Origin of the sequence: Enterobacter bugandensis (genome assembly GCF_900324475.1) — a bacterium.
In the GTDB taxonomy this organism is placed as follows: Bacteria; Pseudomonadota; Gammaproteobacteria; order Enterobacterales; family Enterobacteriaceae; genus Enterobacter; species Enterobacter bugandensis.
In genome coordinates, this window is sequence record NZ_LT992502.1 from 2,466,659 (window position 1) to 2,479,095 (window position 12,437).

The following is a 12,437-nucleotide window of genomic DNA, read 5'->3' on the forward strand; positions in this document are numbered from 1 at the left end:
GAATTAAACGTGTTGCAGGGCTTTTTCCGCCAGCTGTGCAAAATAGCGGGCTGCGGGCTCAATCAGGGCTTCGTCAGGATTAAACGCCGGGTGATGTAAACCATACGGGCTGTTGCTGCCGATGCTGACAAACGCGCCGGGAACAGACTGCAGGTAGACCGCAAAATCTTCCCCGCCCATATGCAGTTCCGCGTGCCGGGTTTCATAACCGGCCTCACGCGCGACCGAGGTGGCGAAGTCGGCCCAGCGCTCGTCGTTCACCAGCGCGGTGGGCCCGGCATACCAGGTGATGTCGATCTGCGCGCTGAAGGCGCTGGCAAACCCGGCGGCGATTTCGCCCACGCGGGCCTTCACGTTCTGCTGCACCTCCGTGCGGTGGGTGCGAAGCGTGCCCTCCAGCTCGACGCTTTCGGGCAGCACGTTCCAGGTGTTACCCCCTGCGATGCGCGTCACGCTCAGCACCACCGAATCCAGCGTGTTGACGTTGCGGCTGGCGACGCTTTGCAGCGCCGTCACCAGCTGGCTCGCCAGCACAATGGCGTCGTTGCCTTCGTGCGGGCGGGCCGCATGTGCGCCCTTGCCGGTGATGCGGATCACGAAGCGATCGACGTTGGCATAAAACGGTCCGCCGCGGGTGGCGAACTCACCGACCGGCAGGCCGGGCTCGTTGTGCATGCCGAAAATGGCGCTGACGTCACGCAGGGCACCGGCACGCACCATGCTCTTCGCACCGCCAAAGTTCTCTTCGGCAGGTTGAAACAGGATACGCACCCGGCCGTTAAGTGAGGCTTCCCGCTCTTTGAGCTTTAACGCGGCGCCGAGGATCACGCTGGTGTGGATATCGTGTCCGCAGGCGTGCATCACGCCTGCATGCTGCGAGCTAAACGGCACGCCGCTGCGCTCTTCAATTGGCAGGGCATCAATGTCTGCCCGCAGCGCAATCAGCTTGCTACCGGTTCCAATTTCCGCCACCAGCCCGGTCGGCAGATCGTAAGGCTGTGGGGGAATACCGGCATTCGTCAGCCACTGGCGCAGGCGCGCGGTGGTCTCCACTTCCTGGCCGGACAGCTCCGGGTTCCGGTGCAGCTCACGACGCCAGGCAATCAGTTGTTCGCCGAAGCTCATACGGTGACCTCCCTGTTAAGACGCGCCTCAGCCAGCAGACGCAGAGACGCGACGCGCGTTGCCCCCTCCGCGACCGGCGTGTCGATGATAAATTCGTCAATGCCCCACTGTTCGTGCAGCGCGTTAAGCTGTTCCAGCACCGACTCAGCCGTGCCCGCCAGCAGCGACTGGGCCCGACGGGCAATGCGCACCGGCTCGCTCCCCGCCTGACGGGCAAAGGCGTAGGCCTGCTCCTCGCTGGCGACGGTTACGCGCTGGCCGTTTGCCAGCTCAACGCCCCACACTTCGACCTTCTGCGCCAGCGCGTCCGCTTCGGCCTGGGTCGGCGCGACAATCGCCTGCACCGCCACAATCACCTCCCGCGCGCTGTTCTTCCGCCAGATCGATACCACCTCGCGCAGCAGCTCCGGATCGCCGTTCAGGTGCGCGGCAAAGACGAAGTGCCAGTCGAGCGATGCGGCGAGCAGCGCGCTTTCGGTGCTGGCCCCCAGCAGGAAACCTTGTGCAGGGACCGGCGGCAACGGCGTGGCGCGAACGGCCTCTTCCGCCGACTGGTTTTCAGGGCGGATCCAGCGATCGAGCTGGGTCAGCTGTTCGGCAAAGCTGCCTTTTTCCTGTGGATGCAAGCCAGGCTGCAGCGCGCGGGTCGAGAGCGGTAGCCCACCGGGGGCTTTCCCGACGCCCAGATCCACGCGACCCGGCGCCAGCGCGGCCAGCACGTTGAAGTTCTCGGCGACTTTATAAGGGCTGTAGTGTTGAAGCATTACGCCGCCGGATCCGACGCGAATGCGCTTGGTTTGCCCGAGGATCCAGGCAATCAGCAGCTCCGGCGAAGGGCTAGCAAGATGGGGAGTGTTGTGGTGTTCGGCAATCCAGAAGCGGTGATAGCCCAGATTTTCTGCCTGTTGCGCCAGCGCTAACGTCCGCGCCAGCGCATCGGCAGCCGTTTCATTTTCAGCGATGGGGCTTTTATCCAGAATGCTGATTCGCCATGACATGTTGCGTTCTCGTTTGACTTAACATGTCGACATTATTAAAGGCGTATTTCACCACTGAGAAACAATTAATTTACATTTGGTTTGCCGGAAATCAGATATATAAAACCCTACTAAGAATAAGATTTTAAGGCGGCAATCAGCGTTTCCGCCTGCCCGCGGCGGGTAATATGGACGAAGCGGATATGCCCATATTGCGGGTTTTGCAGATCGGCTTCATAACGCGTGCGGTTGTTACGCCACGTTTTCATCGTCCAGATGAGAATCGACTCTTTACTGAAGAACGCGCGCCGGAAACTCTCTTTGTTCCCGGTTCCGGGCCAAAGCTCGTGTTTATGCCAGGCCCGTTTGATTGCCCTGTTGACGGCCTGCCAGAGGGTGCGGACAAACCCATAATCCACCCACACGACAACGTCTACATTACGCCATTTAACGGGCCGCGTGCGGTTATAGTTGCCGTCGAGTACCCAGTCTGGCGACGCCTGTAGCACCTGCTCAAGCTTTTCCTGAAACTCATCGTCCGGCGTTCCCTGCCATTCGGGTCGCCAGTAGAGTCTGTCCATCTCGATATAGGGAATAGCCAGTTCGGTCGCAATCTGCTTCGCCAGCGTGCTTTTTCCACTTCCGCTGGTTCCGATCACGTTAATTTTCACCTCAGCCTCCCTGTATTTACGAAAATGAGACCGAATCATAACGTTTTCATTCTGTTAACGAAATGCTTCCTGGTATTACCGCGGCGGTGTTATTCTCCTGTCTGGCAGTCTATTTATTCCCTGAGAAACGTCTGCAGCTGGCCAGTCTGGTGCTGCTGTTTGATCAACCGCGCCTGCAGCAGGCGATTGCCGTTTTTGGCGGTTAGCCGTTCGGGTACTGTTCGTCGGTCACTTTTTCCAGCCACGTTACCGGGCTGCCGTTTACCGCTTCGGCGATGGCGATATGCGTCATCGCCGTTTGCGCACTTGCGCCGTGCCAGTGCTTCACGCCGGGTGGGATCCAGGCGATATCGCCCTGATTCAGGATTTCCGCCTCTTCGCCCCACGCCTGTAACCAGCCGCGCCCCTGCGTCACAATCAGCGTTTGTCCCAGGGGATGCGTATGCCAGGCCGTGCGCGCCCCCGGCTCAAAGGTCACGGTTGCCCCGCCGACGCTGGCAGGTTCGCTCGCCTGAAAGGGCGCGTCAATGCGAACAGCGCCGGTAAACCAGGCCTCCGGGCCCGTTGCTGAAGGTAATGAACCGCTGCGGATAATTTTCATCTTTTGCTCCTTGTTGACTGTTGCGTTAACAGTAGCGCAAAGCATTCTGGAGCATTAGGGTACATAATGAGATAGAACACATGACTGAAATTCATAAATAGAACCGCAATGCTAAAAGATAATTTCAACGACCTGCTCTCCTTTATGGTAGTGGCCCGCGAGCGCAGCTTTACGCGCGCAGCGGCGCAGCTGGGCGTCTCGCAATCGGCACTGAGTCATGCGATGCGCAAGCTTGAAGCGCGATTAGACGTTCGCCTGTTAACCCGCACAACCCGCAGCGTGGTTCCGACACCCGCGGGTGAGCAGCTCTTTTCGCGCCTCAGCCCGCATCTGCAGGAGATCGAACAGGAACTCACGGCGCTTTGCAGCACCCGCGACAAACCCGCAGGCGCTATCCGCATCGTCGCCGGCGAGCACGCGATGGACGCCGTGCTCTGGCCGGCACTGAAGGCTTTTATGCTGCAGTATCCTGAAATCAACGTCGAAGTGATGGTCGACAACGGCCTGACAGATATCGTCGATGGCCGCTTCGACGCGGGGGTACGCCTGGGTGAACAGGTGGCAAAAGATATGATTGCGGTGCGGATAGCGCCGGACATGCGCATGGCGGTCGTCGGCTCCCCGGATTACCTGGCTCGTTTTGGCGTGCCGCTCGTGCCGGAGCAGCTGGGTGAACACCGCTGTATCAATCTCCGCCTGCCCACCCGAGGGGCAGTGTATGACTGGGAGTTTGAGCGCGACGGGCGCGAGCTTCGGGTGCGGGTTGAAGGACAGCTTACACTGAGTAATCTGTCGCAGCGCATCGACGCGGCGGAGAGTGGCCTCGGATTAGCCTACGTGCCCGAGTCCTCGGTCCTGGACGCCCTTCAGTACGGACGGCTCGTCAGGGTCCTTGAGTCCTGGTGCCCCACGTTTGAAGGATATCACCTGTATTATCCAAGCCGTCGACAGCACACAACCGCGTTCAGGTTGCTTCTCGATGCCCTGCGGCAGTAAAAATTTATACCATCTGGTAATAATTAAGGGAATCTGATGATTAAATAAACAACGTCGCGATTGTTTTGACTAAAAACTCATCACGATTCAGCGCGTTGTAAACCTTGTCTGCTCTGACCACACGATTTCCTTCGACGTGCATCACTTTCGGCACGGTTATATTTTGCGTCGCTTATCAATTGCAGGTAGGATGCCTCGCCATGTTTCGCCTTATCCATACGCAGAATGACTGGGAAGGCGGCATGTGTTTGCGCAGAAGCAATCGTTTGTATTGCGCTCTGCCAGGCAGGACTATCACGATAATGGTTCAGACAGGCAAACAGGTAACTCAATGAAAACAAGCAATAAAAGCGCAGCCGATCATCACGCTGCGAAACGTCGCTGGTTGAACTCCCACGAAGAGGGCTACCACAAAGCGATGGGCAACCGTCAGGTTCAAATGATCGCCATCGGCGGCGCTATCGGAACGGGTCTATTTTTAGGTGCTGGCGCGCGTCTGCAGATGGCGGGCCCGGCTCTCGCCCTGGTCTATCTGGTGTGCGGGATCTTCTCTTTCTTCATTCTTCGCGCGCTGGGTGAACTGGTACTGCATCGCCCTTCCAGCGGAAGCTTCGTCTCTTACGCCCGAGAATTCCTCGGTGAAAAAGCCGCCTACGTGGCAGGCTGGATGTACTTCGTCAACTGGGCGATGACCGGTATCGTCGATATCACCGCCGTTGCGCTGTATATGCACTACTGGGGCGCGTTCGGTGATGTGCCGCAGTGGGTCTTTGCCCTTGGCGCGCTGGCGATCGTCGGCACCATGAACATGATCGGCGTGAAGTGGTTCGCCGAGATGGAGTTTTGGTTTGCGCTGGTCAAAGTGCTCGCTATTGTGATTTTCCTTGTGGTCGGTACCGTCTTCCTCGGCAGCGGCAAGCCGCTGGATGGCAATGCTACCGGCTTCCACCTGATAACCGATAACGGCGGTTTCTTCCCGCACGGTCTGCTGCCTGCGCTGGTTCTGGTGCAGGGCGTGGTCTTTGCCTTTGCCTCTATTGAGCTGGTCGGTACCGCTGCGGGCGAATGTAAAGACCCACAAACGATGGTGCCAAAAGCGATTAACAGCGTGATCTGGCGTATCGGTCTGTTCTACGTCGGCTCCGTGGTGCTGCTGGTTCTGTTGCTGCCGTGGAACGCCTATCAGGCCGGCCAGAGCCCGTTCGTCACCTTCTTCTCGAAGCTCGGCGTGCCTTACGTGGGCAGTATCATGAACATCGTGGTGCTGACGGCGGCGCTCTCCAGCCTGAACTCCGGTCTTTACTCTACCGGGCGTATCCTGCGCTCCATGTCGATGGGCGGTTCAGCGCCGAAGTTCATGTCGAAGATGAGCAAGCAGCACGTGCCTTACGCGGGCATTCTGGCCACGCTGGTGGTGTACGTCTTCGGCGTATTCCTGAACTATCTGGTGCCGTCTCAGGTCTTTGAGATCGTTCTGAACGTGGCCGCACTCGGCATTATCGCTTCCTGGGCCTTTATCGTGGTCTGCCAGATGCGTCTGCGTAAAGCCATTAAAGAAGGCAAAGCCGCAGATATCAGCTTCAAGCTGCCGGGCGCACCTGTGACCTCCTGGCTCACCCTGCTCTTCCTGTTCAGCGTGCTGGTGCTGATGGCGTTCGACTACCCGAACGGCACCTATACCATCGCCACCATCCCGCTGCTGGCCGTGCTGCTGATCGCTGGCTGGTTCGGCGTGCGTAAGCGCGTTCACGAAATTCACAGCACCGCACCGGTTCATCCAGACGATGAAAAACACGACGCGCCGCTGGTGGAAGAGACCTCGCGTTAAGCATCACACAGGCATTAAAAAGGGAAGGCATATGCCTTCCCTTTTTTTTTATTACAGCGCGATACGAATCACATCGTCAGGCTGGGTCGCTTCCTGCTGGCGGGTAGATTTTTGCTTCACCGTCACGTAAAGCGTTTTGCCATCCGCAGAGAGCGCCAGGCTGTTCGGGTAGACCGGCGTATCGAACGTTTTCGTCACTTTGTAGGTCTTCGCGTCAATCACGCTCACCTTGCCGGCCTCACGGTGCGTCACGTAGGCTTCATTGCGAGCCGGATTAAACAGAACGGCCAGGGATTCAGGCGCGGCGATTTTCTCGATCACGCTGCCGTCTTTCAGGCTCACCGCCAGCACTTCCGGCTGTTTTGAATCGGTCAGGAACGCGCGCTGACCGGCGGTGTCCAGGCTCAGGTTCAGATAGAAGTGCTCTTTTCCGTCGTCCTGCACTTTTTTGCGGCTCAGGATTTTGTTGGTGGCGGTATCAATGGTGACCAGCTCACCGTCTGCATTGGTGGTGTACAGGCGTTTCGCCTTTGCATCCAGCGCCAGACCGGTACTGTATGTGCCGGTATTGGCAATGGTCTCTTTCAGCTTCAGCGTTGCGCCATCCACGACCCAAATCACGCTCTCTTTGCCGACACCGGTGATGTAAATCGTGTTGCTCGCGTCATCCGCCACCAGCTGGCGCGGCTGCAGCGGCTTGACGGTTTCACTGCGCTGGCGGCTATCAAGCACCAGTCGGCCTTTCACGTCGCCCGTTTTCGCATCAATGGCCGTCACCGCGCCGTTGATCGTATTACCCAGCCACAGGGTTTGCGTCGCGCCGTCAAGGGTGGCGCCAAACGGTTTGAGATCGCTATGAATGGCCTGCGTCACCTCCAGCGTAGCAGGATCGAGGCGATAGATAACGCCACCCTTGTCGAGTTTACGGCTTTGCGACGTCGCAACCCACAGCGCGTTCTCCTGCTGGCTGACCGCCATTTCATAGGCACCTTTACCCACCGCTTTACGCAGCATCTCTTCGGCGGCATGCGCCTGGAAGGTTCCGGCAAACAGTAAAGCGGCAGACAGCAGAGACGTACTCAGGCGTGGCGAGCACAGATGGCGTAAAGACATAACAATTCCTTTTTTGAAAATTGGGGGTACTGCAGACATCGCTTCCGGCTGGCAACGTCATGGCATTGCCGTTTTGATAATGAGAATAGTAATCATTAATAAGTTAAAAGTGGAGTTTTTCTTTTCCCTATTGCCTTTCATTAACGCAATGTGCGGTTATAGTTTTCAAAACATTTACAAAACCTTTAACATGTATGGACATGTTCCATTTGGTTCGTTTATACATCACAACCGGTTTTACTCATGAAAATCATATCTGCCCGTAAGGCATCTCTCCCGCTGCTGCTGGTTCCCGTTGTTTTTGCGCCTCTAAGCGCGATGAGCGCAGAGGAACAGACCATGATCGTCAGCGCCACGCCGCAAACCGTATCAGAGCTTGATACTCCGGCGGCGGTCAGCGTCGTGAATGGCGAGGATATGCGCCACGCTGCGCCGCGCATTAATCTCTCCGAATCGCTTGGCAGCGTTCCGGGACTACAGATTCAGAACCGTCAGAACTATGCTCAGGATCTCCAGCTTTCGATGCGCGGGTTTGGTGCCCGCTCAACGTTTGGCGTGCGCGGCATTCGCATGTACGTCGACGGTATTCCAGCCACCATGCCGGACGGACAGGGCCAGACCTCCAACATCGATCTCTCCAGCATTGACAGCGTTGAGGTGCTGCGCGGTCCCTTCTCCGCCCTGTATGGCAACGCCTCTGGCGGCGTGATTAACATCAATACGCAAACCGGGCAGCAGCCGCCGACCATCGAGGCAAGCAGCTATTACGGCAGTTACGGGACTTGGCGCTACGGCATGAAAGCCACCGGCGCAATGGGCGATGGTACCCATGCCGGCGACGTGGATTACACCGTATCCACCACTCGCTTCACCACTAAAGGCTACCGCGACCACAGCGGCGCGCGGAAGAATCTCGCTAATGCCAAACTGGGCGTACGCATTGACGATGCCAGCAAGCTAACGCTGATTTTTAACAGCGTGGACATGAAAGCCAACGATCCGGGCGGGCTGAGCTATCAGGAGTGGCAGGATAACCCGCGTCAGTCCCCGCGCGGCGATCAGTACAACACGCGCAAGACCATCAAGCAGACTCAGGCGGGGCTGCGTTACGACCGCCAGCTTAGCGCTCAGGACGATCTCAGCGTGATGATGTACGCCGGCGAGCGTGAAATGACCCAGTACCAGTCGATTCCCTACCAGCCGCAGCTGAGGCCTTCTCACTCCGGCGGCGTGATCGATATGCAGCGTCATTATCAGGGGGTTGATACCCGCTGGACGCACCGCGGCGAGCTGCTGGTGCCGGTCACCTTCACCACCGGTCTGAACTATGAAAACATGAGTGAAGATCGTCGCGGGTACGAGAACTTCGTGATGAACAACGGCGTGCCGGACTACGGCGTGAAGGGTGATAAACGCCGGAACGAACGTAACCTGATGTGGAACGTCGACCCTTACCTGCAGACCAGCTGGCAGCTGACGCAGAAACTGTCCGTGGATGCGGGCGTGCGTTATAGCTCGGTCTGGTTTGATTCTAACGACCATTACGTTACGCCGGGCAACGGCGACGACAGCGGTGACGCGAGCTATCACAAGTGGCTCCCGGCGGGCTCCGTGAAGTATGCGGTGACGGACGCGTGGAACCTCTACGCTGCCGCAGGGCGTGGGTTCGAAACGCCAACCATCAACGAGCTTTCGTATCGCGCCGATAACCAGGGCGGCCTGAATATCGGCCTGCAGCCTTCCACGAACAACACGTATGAGGTGGGCAGCAAAACCCGCATTGGCAATGGCCTGCTGACGGCAGCGCTGTTCCGCACCGATACGGATGACGAGATCGTGGTGGATGCCAGCTCTGGTGGCCGCACAAGCTATAAAAATGCCGGAAAGACCCGCCGTCAGGGAGTCGAAGTGTCTCTCGATCAGCAGTTTGCTGAGAACTGGAAGCTGAAAATGGCGTGGACCTACCTTGATGCCACCTACCGGACCAACGTCTGCGGCGACGCGGACTGTAACGGTAACCGTATGCCGGGCATTGCCCGCAATATGGGCTATGCGTCCTTTGGCTGGCAGCCTGAAGAGGGCTGGTACGCGGGCTCGGACGTGCGCTACATGAGCGATATCATGGCCGACGACGAGAACACGGCGAAAGCGCCATCGTACACGGTGGTCGGGCTGAATACCGGGTATAAATTCAACTACGGCAACTGGGGGATGGACGTCTTTGGCCGCGTAGATAACCTGTTCGACAAAGAGTACGTTGGCTCGGTTATTGTCAACGAATCCAACGGGCGTTATTACGAGCCAGCGCCTGGCCGTAACTACGGTGTGGGTCTGTCGGTGTCTTATCGATTCGAGTAACAAATAAGTAAAGTTTATTTTATACCGAAAATAACGATCCTGATGGCAAAATGCCATCAGGAGTTATTCACCAGATAAATAAATAGACGCGGTATATAGTCGCTCTGTTAAATTATCTCTCAGTTAAAATATTGTCGCTGTAAAAGCGTATTCGCTTCATCAATCGATTTTTCAATCGCCTTCTGGCTGGCGTCGACATCCCGGCGTTCCAGGGCTGAAAGCAGTTCGTCATAGTGATACGTCGCTTCCTTAATGTCATTAAGCTCCTGGTGCAGATAGTTAATGCAAGGCCCGATGCGCACCCATAGCTGTTCAATTAATGCATTCAGCGTGGGCATTTCCGCGTACTGATAAAGCGTAAAGCGGAAGATGCGATTTGCCTGCAATGCCTGCTGAACGTTCCCGTTGCGCATGGCCTCATGAAACGCTTCCGACAATTTGCGCAACGTCTCGATCTTTTGGTCAGACATATTCTGACAGGCTGCGGCAACCGCCATGGGTTCAAGCTGCTTGCGAATAGCGTTGATTTCGTTATAACGGTCCAGCGTCACCTCCGGCACCAGAAATGCCTGTGCCGGCGTGGCATGTAATGCCCCTGCTGACACCAGACGCAGTAGCGCCTCGCGCACTGGGGTAATGCTGGTTCCTAATTTATCGGCGATCTCTTTCGTAATCAGTCGTGCACCCGGTTTAAGGGAGCCTGTAATTAACGCTCCTTTCAAACTGAGTTCAACTTGCATGGTAAGACTGATCCTTTGGGCTTTTTCTAAGTGATCCAAATCAAGCATGTTCAATTCCTGTAGCTAAAACTTAATGCTATTTTTAAACGCCAGTTTTAATAAAACGACGCTGGTCCGATATATCCTGTATCGTCATGCCTGGTGGTGGGAAGTACATAAAACAGCAAAAAATGCAAAATGTGTTTTTTTTATCGGTTTCGGGCTCATCCGGGATGATGGCGCGAAAAGCCATGTCCGTTAATTAAAGACAATATATCGTATCTTCACAAATAAATATGGCGGGAAACCCCGCCATAGTGCCTTTTATTTATTGTCACCCGCGACGCGAATCACGACTTTACCGAAGTTTTTTCCTTCCAGCAGGCCAATCAGCGCTTCAGGCGCGTTTTCCAGCCCGTCCGTCACCTGTTCACGATAGTGAATTTTACCCTCCTGCACCCAGCGCCCCATCTCTTCCTGAAACTCATGAATGCGATGGCCGTAGTCCTGGGCAATGATAAAGCCCTGCATCCGGATGCGTTTCTTCAGAATAGTGCCCATCAGAAGCGGCAAACGGTCCGGTCCGTCAGGCAGCCCCGTTGCATTGTAGCCGCTCACCAGGCCACACACCGGCACGCGCGCGGAGGTATTCAGCAGCGGCAGCACGGCGTCAAACACTTTCCCGCCGACGTTTTCAAAGTAGACATCAATGCCTTTCGGGCAGGCGCGTTTCAGCTGCTCAGCGAAATCCGCCGCGTGGTGATCGAGACACACGTCAAACCCAAGAACCTCAACGGCGTGGCGGCATTTTTCTGCCCCACCGGCTACCCCGACCACGCGACAGCCTTTAATTTTACCGATCTGCCCGACGGTCGCCCCAACCGGGCCCGTCGCGGCGGCGACCACCAGCGTTTCACCCGCTTTCGGTTGTCCGATATCCAGCAACCCCATATAGGCGGTAAAGCCCGGCATCCCAAGAATGCCCAGCGCCCAGGAGGGATGGGTGGGATTATCGCCCAGTTTGACCAGGCCGCTGCCGTCCGAAAGCGCGTACTCCTGCCAGCCGCTGTAGCTCAGCACCCATTCACCCGCTTTAAAGTCGGGGTGGTTTGACTGCTCAACGCGGCTAACTGTTCCCCCTACCATCACCGCACCAATCTCAACCGGCGGAGAATAGGATGGCGCATCGCTCATGCGGCCCCGCATGTAAGGGTCCAGCGACAGCCAGACGGTGCGAAGCAGCAGCTGCCCCGCCTGAGGGGCAGGAACGGGCTGCTCTTCCAGACGAAAATTCTCCGCCACCGGCGCGCCCTGTGGGCGAGAGGCCAGCACCCAGCGGCGGTTTTGCGAAACAGATTGATTCATCGGATTCTCCTTCTGGTACAAATGTCATTACAGCCTGGCTCACGATCGGCATTATCGCCTTAACATTACGAGGCAGACTGGTTAAGCCGGACCACAAGATAGATGCAGGTTTCGTTCGTCTCGTTGATAAAACGGCAGTCGTTTGGCGGCCCCAGCTCCAGACAGTCTCCGGCCTTCATCTCGTGGCGAGTATCGCCCTCCTGAAATACCAGCTCGCCGGACTGCAGCCAGATCAGCTGCCGCGCGAGCGCGTAGGAGGACGCCGGCATCGGGACGTCGCTCCCCGCGGGTAACTCAATCTGAACGAGGTCGATAGGCAGATCGGTACGGGGAGAAACGTGGCGACGAAGGTAGTGGGTTTGCGGATCGCGCCAGACGGGCTGGTTCGCCAGGCGCAGGAGTTTTCCCTCCTGCATCTCGGCTCTGGCAATCAGGGTCGACATGCTGATCCCAAACGCGCCTGACAGGCGGGCAAGCAAGGTTGCCGTCGGGCTGCTGTCGCCGCGCTCTATCTTGTGGATCATGGCGCGAGATACGCCTGCCCGCTCGGCCAGCTCGCTAAGAGACCAGCCGCGTGATTCACGTTCGAGGCGAATTCTGGCGCTAATACGCTGATTCATTGTGTCTGTTATTGTGTTCATAACGTCATACTAAAGCGTATGAAGGCCGTTTCAATGGGGCTCA

12 protein-coding genes are annotated in these 12,437 nt (G+C 57.1%); 4 read left to right on the forward strand and 8 right to left on the reverse strand.

The annotated features are described in order from the left end of the window. Nucleotides 1-3: 3 nt before the first annotated feature. The 3 genes from DG357_RS11995 to DG357_RS12005 form a co-directional block, all read right to left on the reverse strand. A complete protein-coding gene (locus tag DG357_RS11995) occupies nucleotides 4-1,125 on the reverse strand; it encodes an amidohydrolase (protein WP_028013282.1) in 1,122 nt (373 codons plus the stop codon). Then, nucleotides 1,122-2,123, reverse strand: a complete 1,002-nt coding sequence (locus DG357_RS12000) for an LLM class flavin-dependent oxidoreductase (RefSeq protein WP_088205501.1) — start codon at nucleotides 2,121-2,123, stop codon at nucleotides 1,122-1,124. The genes DG357_RS11995 and DG357_RS12000 overlap by 4 nt, the downstream gene beginning before the upstream one ends. A 110-nt stretch (nucleotides 2,124-2,233) precedes the next feature. Then, nucleotides 2,234-2,773 (reverse strand): AAA family ATPase, encoded by a 540-nt coding sequence (locus DG357_RS12005; RefSeq protein ID WP_028013284.1) that lies wholly within the window; start codon nucleotides 2,771-2,773, stop codon nucleotides 2,234-2,236. Between the two features lie 62 nt (nucleotides 2,774-2,835). On the opposite strand from DG357_RS12005, the gene DG357_RS22945 reads away from it, so the two are divergent. Continuing rightward, on the forward strand, nucleotides 2,836-2,979 hold the full coding sequence (locus tag DG357_RS22945; protein WP_159087779.1) for a hypothetical protein: 144 nt from the start codon (nucleotides 2,836-2,838) through the stop codon (nucleotides 2,977-2,979). On the opposite strand, the gene DG357_RS12010 is transcribed toward DG357_RS22945, so the two are convergent. Next, nucleotides 2,976-3,374 carry a (R)-mandelonitrile lyase gene (locus DG357_RS12010; RefSeq protein WP_045260619.1) on the reverse strand — a complete coding sequence of 133 codons (399 nt, stop codon included), beginning with the start codon at nucleotides 3,372-3,374 and terminating at the stop codon, nucleotides 2,976-2,978. The two genes, DG357_RS22945 and DG357_RS12010, sit on opposite strands and share 4 nt — an antisense overlap. 108 nt (nucleotides 3,375-3,482) lie before the next feature. Between DG357_RS12010 and DG357_RS12015 the strand changes: the two genes are divergently transcribed. Both DG357_RS12015 and ansP read left to right on the forward strand, forming a co-directional pair. Further along, nucleotides 3,483-4,370: a LysR family transcriptional regulator gene (locus tag DG357_RS12015; RefSeq protein WP_088205502.1), complete on the forward strand. Its 888-nt coding sequence runs from the start codon at nucleotides 3,483-3,485 to the stop codon at nucleotides 4,368-4,370. A 331-nt stretch (nucleotides 4,371-4,701) separates the two neighbouring features. Continuing rightward, nucleotides 4,702-6,198, forward strand: coding sequence for an L-asparagine permease (ansP, locus tag DG357_RS12020; protein WP_028013287.1), 1,497 nt, complete (start codon nucleotides 4,702-4,704; stop codon nucleotides 6,196-6,198). 51 nt (nucleotides 6,199-6,249) lie between these two features. Here ansP and yncE read toward each other — a convergent pair whose 3' ends face one another. Then, nucleotides 6,250-7,311, reverse strand: coding sequence for a 7-bladed beta-propeller protein YncE (yncE, locus tag DG357_RS12025; RefSeq protein WP_047368641.1), 1,062 nt, complete (start codon nucleotides 7,309-7,311; stop codon nucleotides 6,250-6,252). Between the two features lie 243 nt (nucleotides 7,312-7,554). On the opposite strand from yncE, the gene pqqU reads away from it, so the two are divergent. Continuing rightward, nucleotides 7,555-9,669: a TonB-dependent receptor PqqU gene (gene pqqU, locus DG357_RS12030; protein WP_041909791.1), complete on the forward strand. Its 2,115-nt coding sequence runs from the start codon at nucleotides 7,555-7,557 to the stop codon at nucleotides 9,667-9,669. A 119-nt stretch (nucleotides 9,670-9,788) separates the two neighbouring features. Here pqqU and DG357_RS12035 read toward each other — a convergent pair whose 3' ends face one another. The 3 genes from DG357_RS12035 to DG357_RS12045 form a co-directional block, all read right to left on the reverse strand. Further along, nucleotides 9,789-10,457 carry a GntR family transcriptional regulator gene (locus tag DG357_RS12035; protein WP_028013290.1) on the reverse strand — a complete coding sequence of 223 codons (669 nt, stop codon included), beginning with the start codon at nucleotides 10,455-10,457 and terminating at the stop codon, nucleotides 9,789-9,791. Nucleotides 10,458-10,712: 255 nt separating this feature from the next. Next, nucleotides 10,713-11,753, reverse strand: a complete 1,041-nt coding sequence (locus DG357_RS12040) for an NADP-dependent oxidoreductase (RefSeq protein ID WP_047368643.1) — start codon at nucleotides 11,751-11,753, stop codon at nucleotides 10,713-10,715. A 65-nt stretch (nucleotides 11,754-11,818) separates the two neighbouring features. After that, nucleotides 11,819-12,394: a helix-turn-helix domain-containing protein gene (locus tag DG357_RS12045; protein ID WP_028013292.1), complete on the reverse strand. Its 576-nt coding sequence runs from the start codon at nucleotides 12,392-12,394 to the stop codon at nucleotides 11,819-11,821. Nucleotides 12,395-12,437 lie beyond the last annotated feature (43 nt).

Excerpts from the sequence above, each read along its gene's own strand:
- DG357_RS12045 (WP_028013292.1), bottom strand. The coding sequence starts at position 12,394 with ATGAACACAATAACAGACACAATGAATCAGCGTATTAGCGCCAGAATT.
- ansP (WP_028013287.1), top strand. The coding sequence starts at position 4,702 with ATGAAAACAAGCAATAAAAGCGCAGCCGATCATCACGCTGCGAAACGT.
- DG357_RS12015 (WP_088205502.1), top strand. The coding sequence starts at position 3,483 with ATGCTAAAAGATAATTTCAACGACCTGCTCTCCTTTATGGTAGTGGCC.
- DG357_RS12010 (WP_045260619.1), bottom strand. The coding sequence starts at position 3,374 with ATGAAAATTATCCGCAGCGGTTCATTACCTTCAGCAACGGGCCCGGAG.
- DG357_RS11995 (WP_028013282.1), bottom strand. The coding sequence starts at position 1,125 with ATGAGCTTCGGCGAACAACTGATTGCCTGGCGTCGTGAGCTGCACCGG.
- DG357_RS12000 (WP_088205501.1), bottom strand. The coding sequence starts at position 2,123 with ATGTCATGGCGAATCAGCATTCTGGATAAAAGCCCCATCGCTGAAAAT.
- yncE (WP_047368641.1), bottom strand. The coding sequence starts at position 7,311 with ATGTCTTTACGCCATCTGTGCTCGCCACGCCTGAGTACGTCTCTGCTG.
- DG357_RS22945 (WP_159087779.1), top strand. The coding sequence starts at position 2,836 with ATGCTTCCTGGTATTACCGCGGCGGTGTTATTCTCCTGTCTGGCAGTC.
- DG357_RS12040 (WP_047368643.1), bottom strand. The coding sequence starts at position 11,753 with ATGAATCAATCTGTTTCGCAAAACCGCCGCTGGGTGCTGGCCTCTCGC.
- DG357_RS12035 (WP_028013290.1), bottom strand. The coding sequence starts at position 10,457 with ATGCTTGATTTGGATCACTTAGAAAAAGCCCAAAGGATCAGTCTTACC.
- pqqU (WP_041909791.1), top strand. The coding sequence starts at position 7,555 with ATGAAAATCATATCTGCCCGTAAGGCATCTCTCCCGCTGCTGCTGGTT.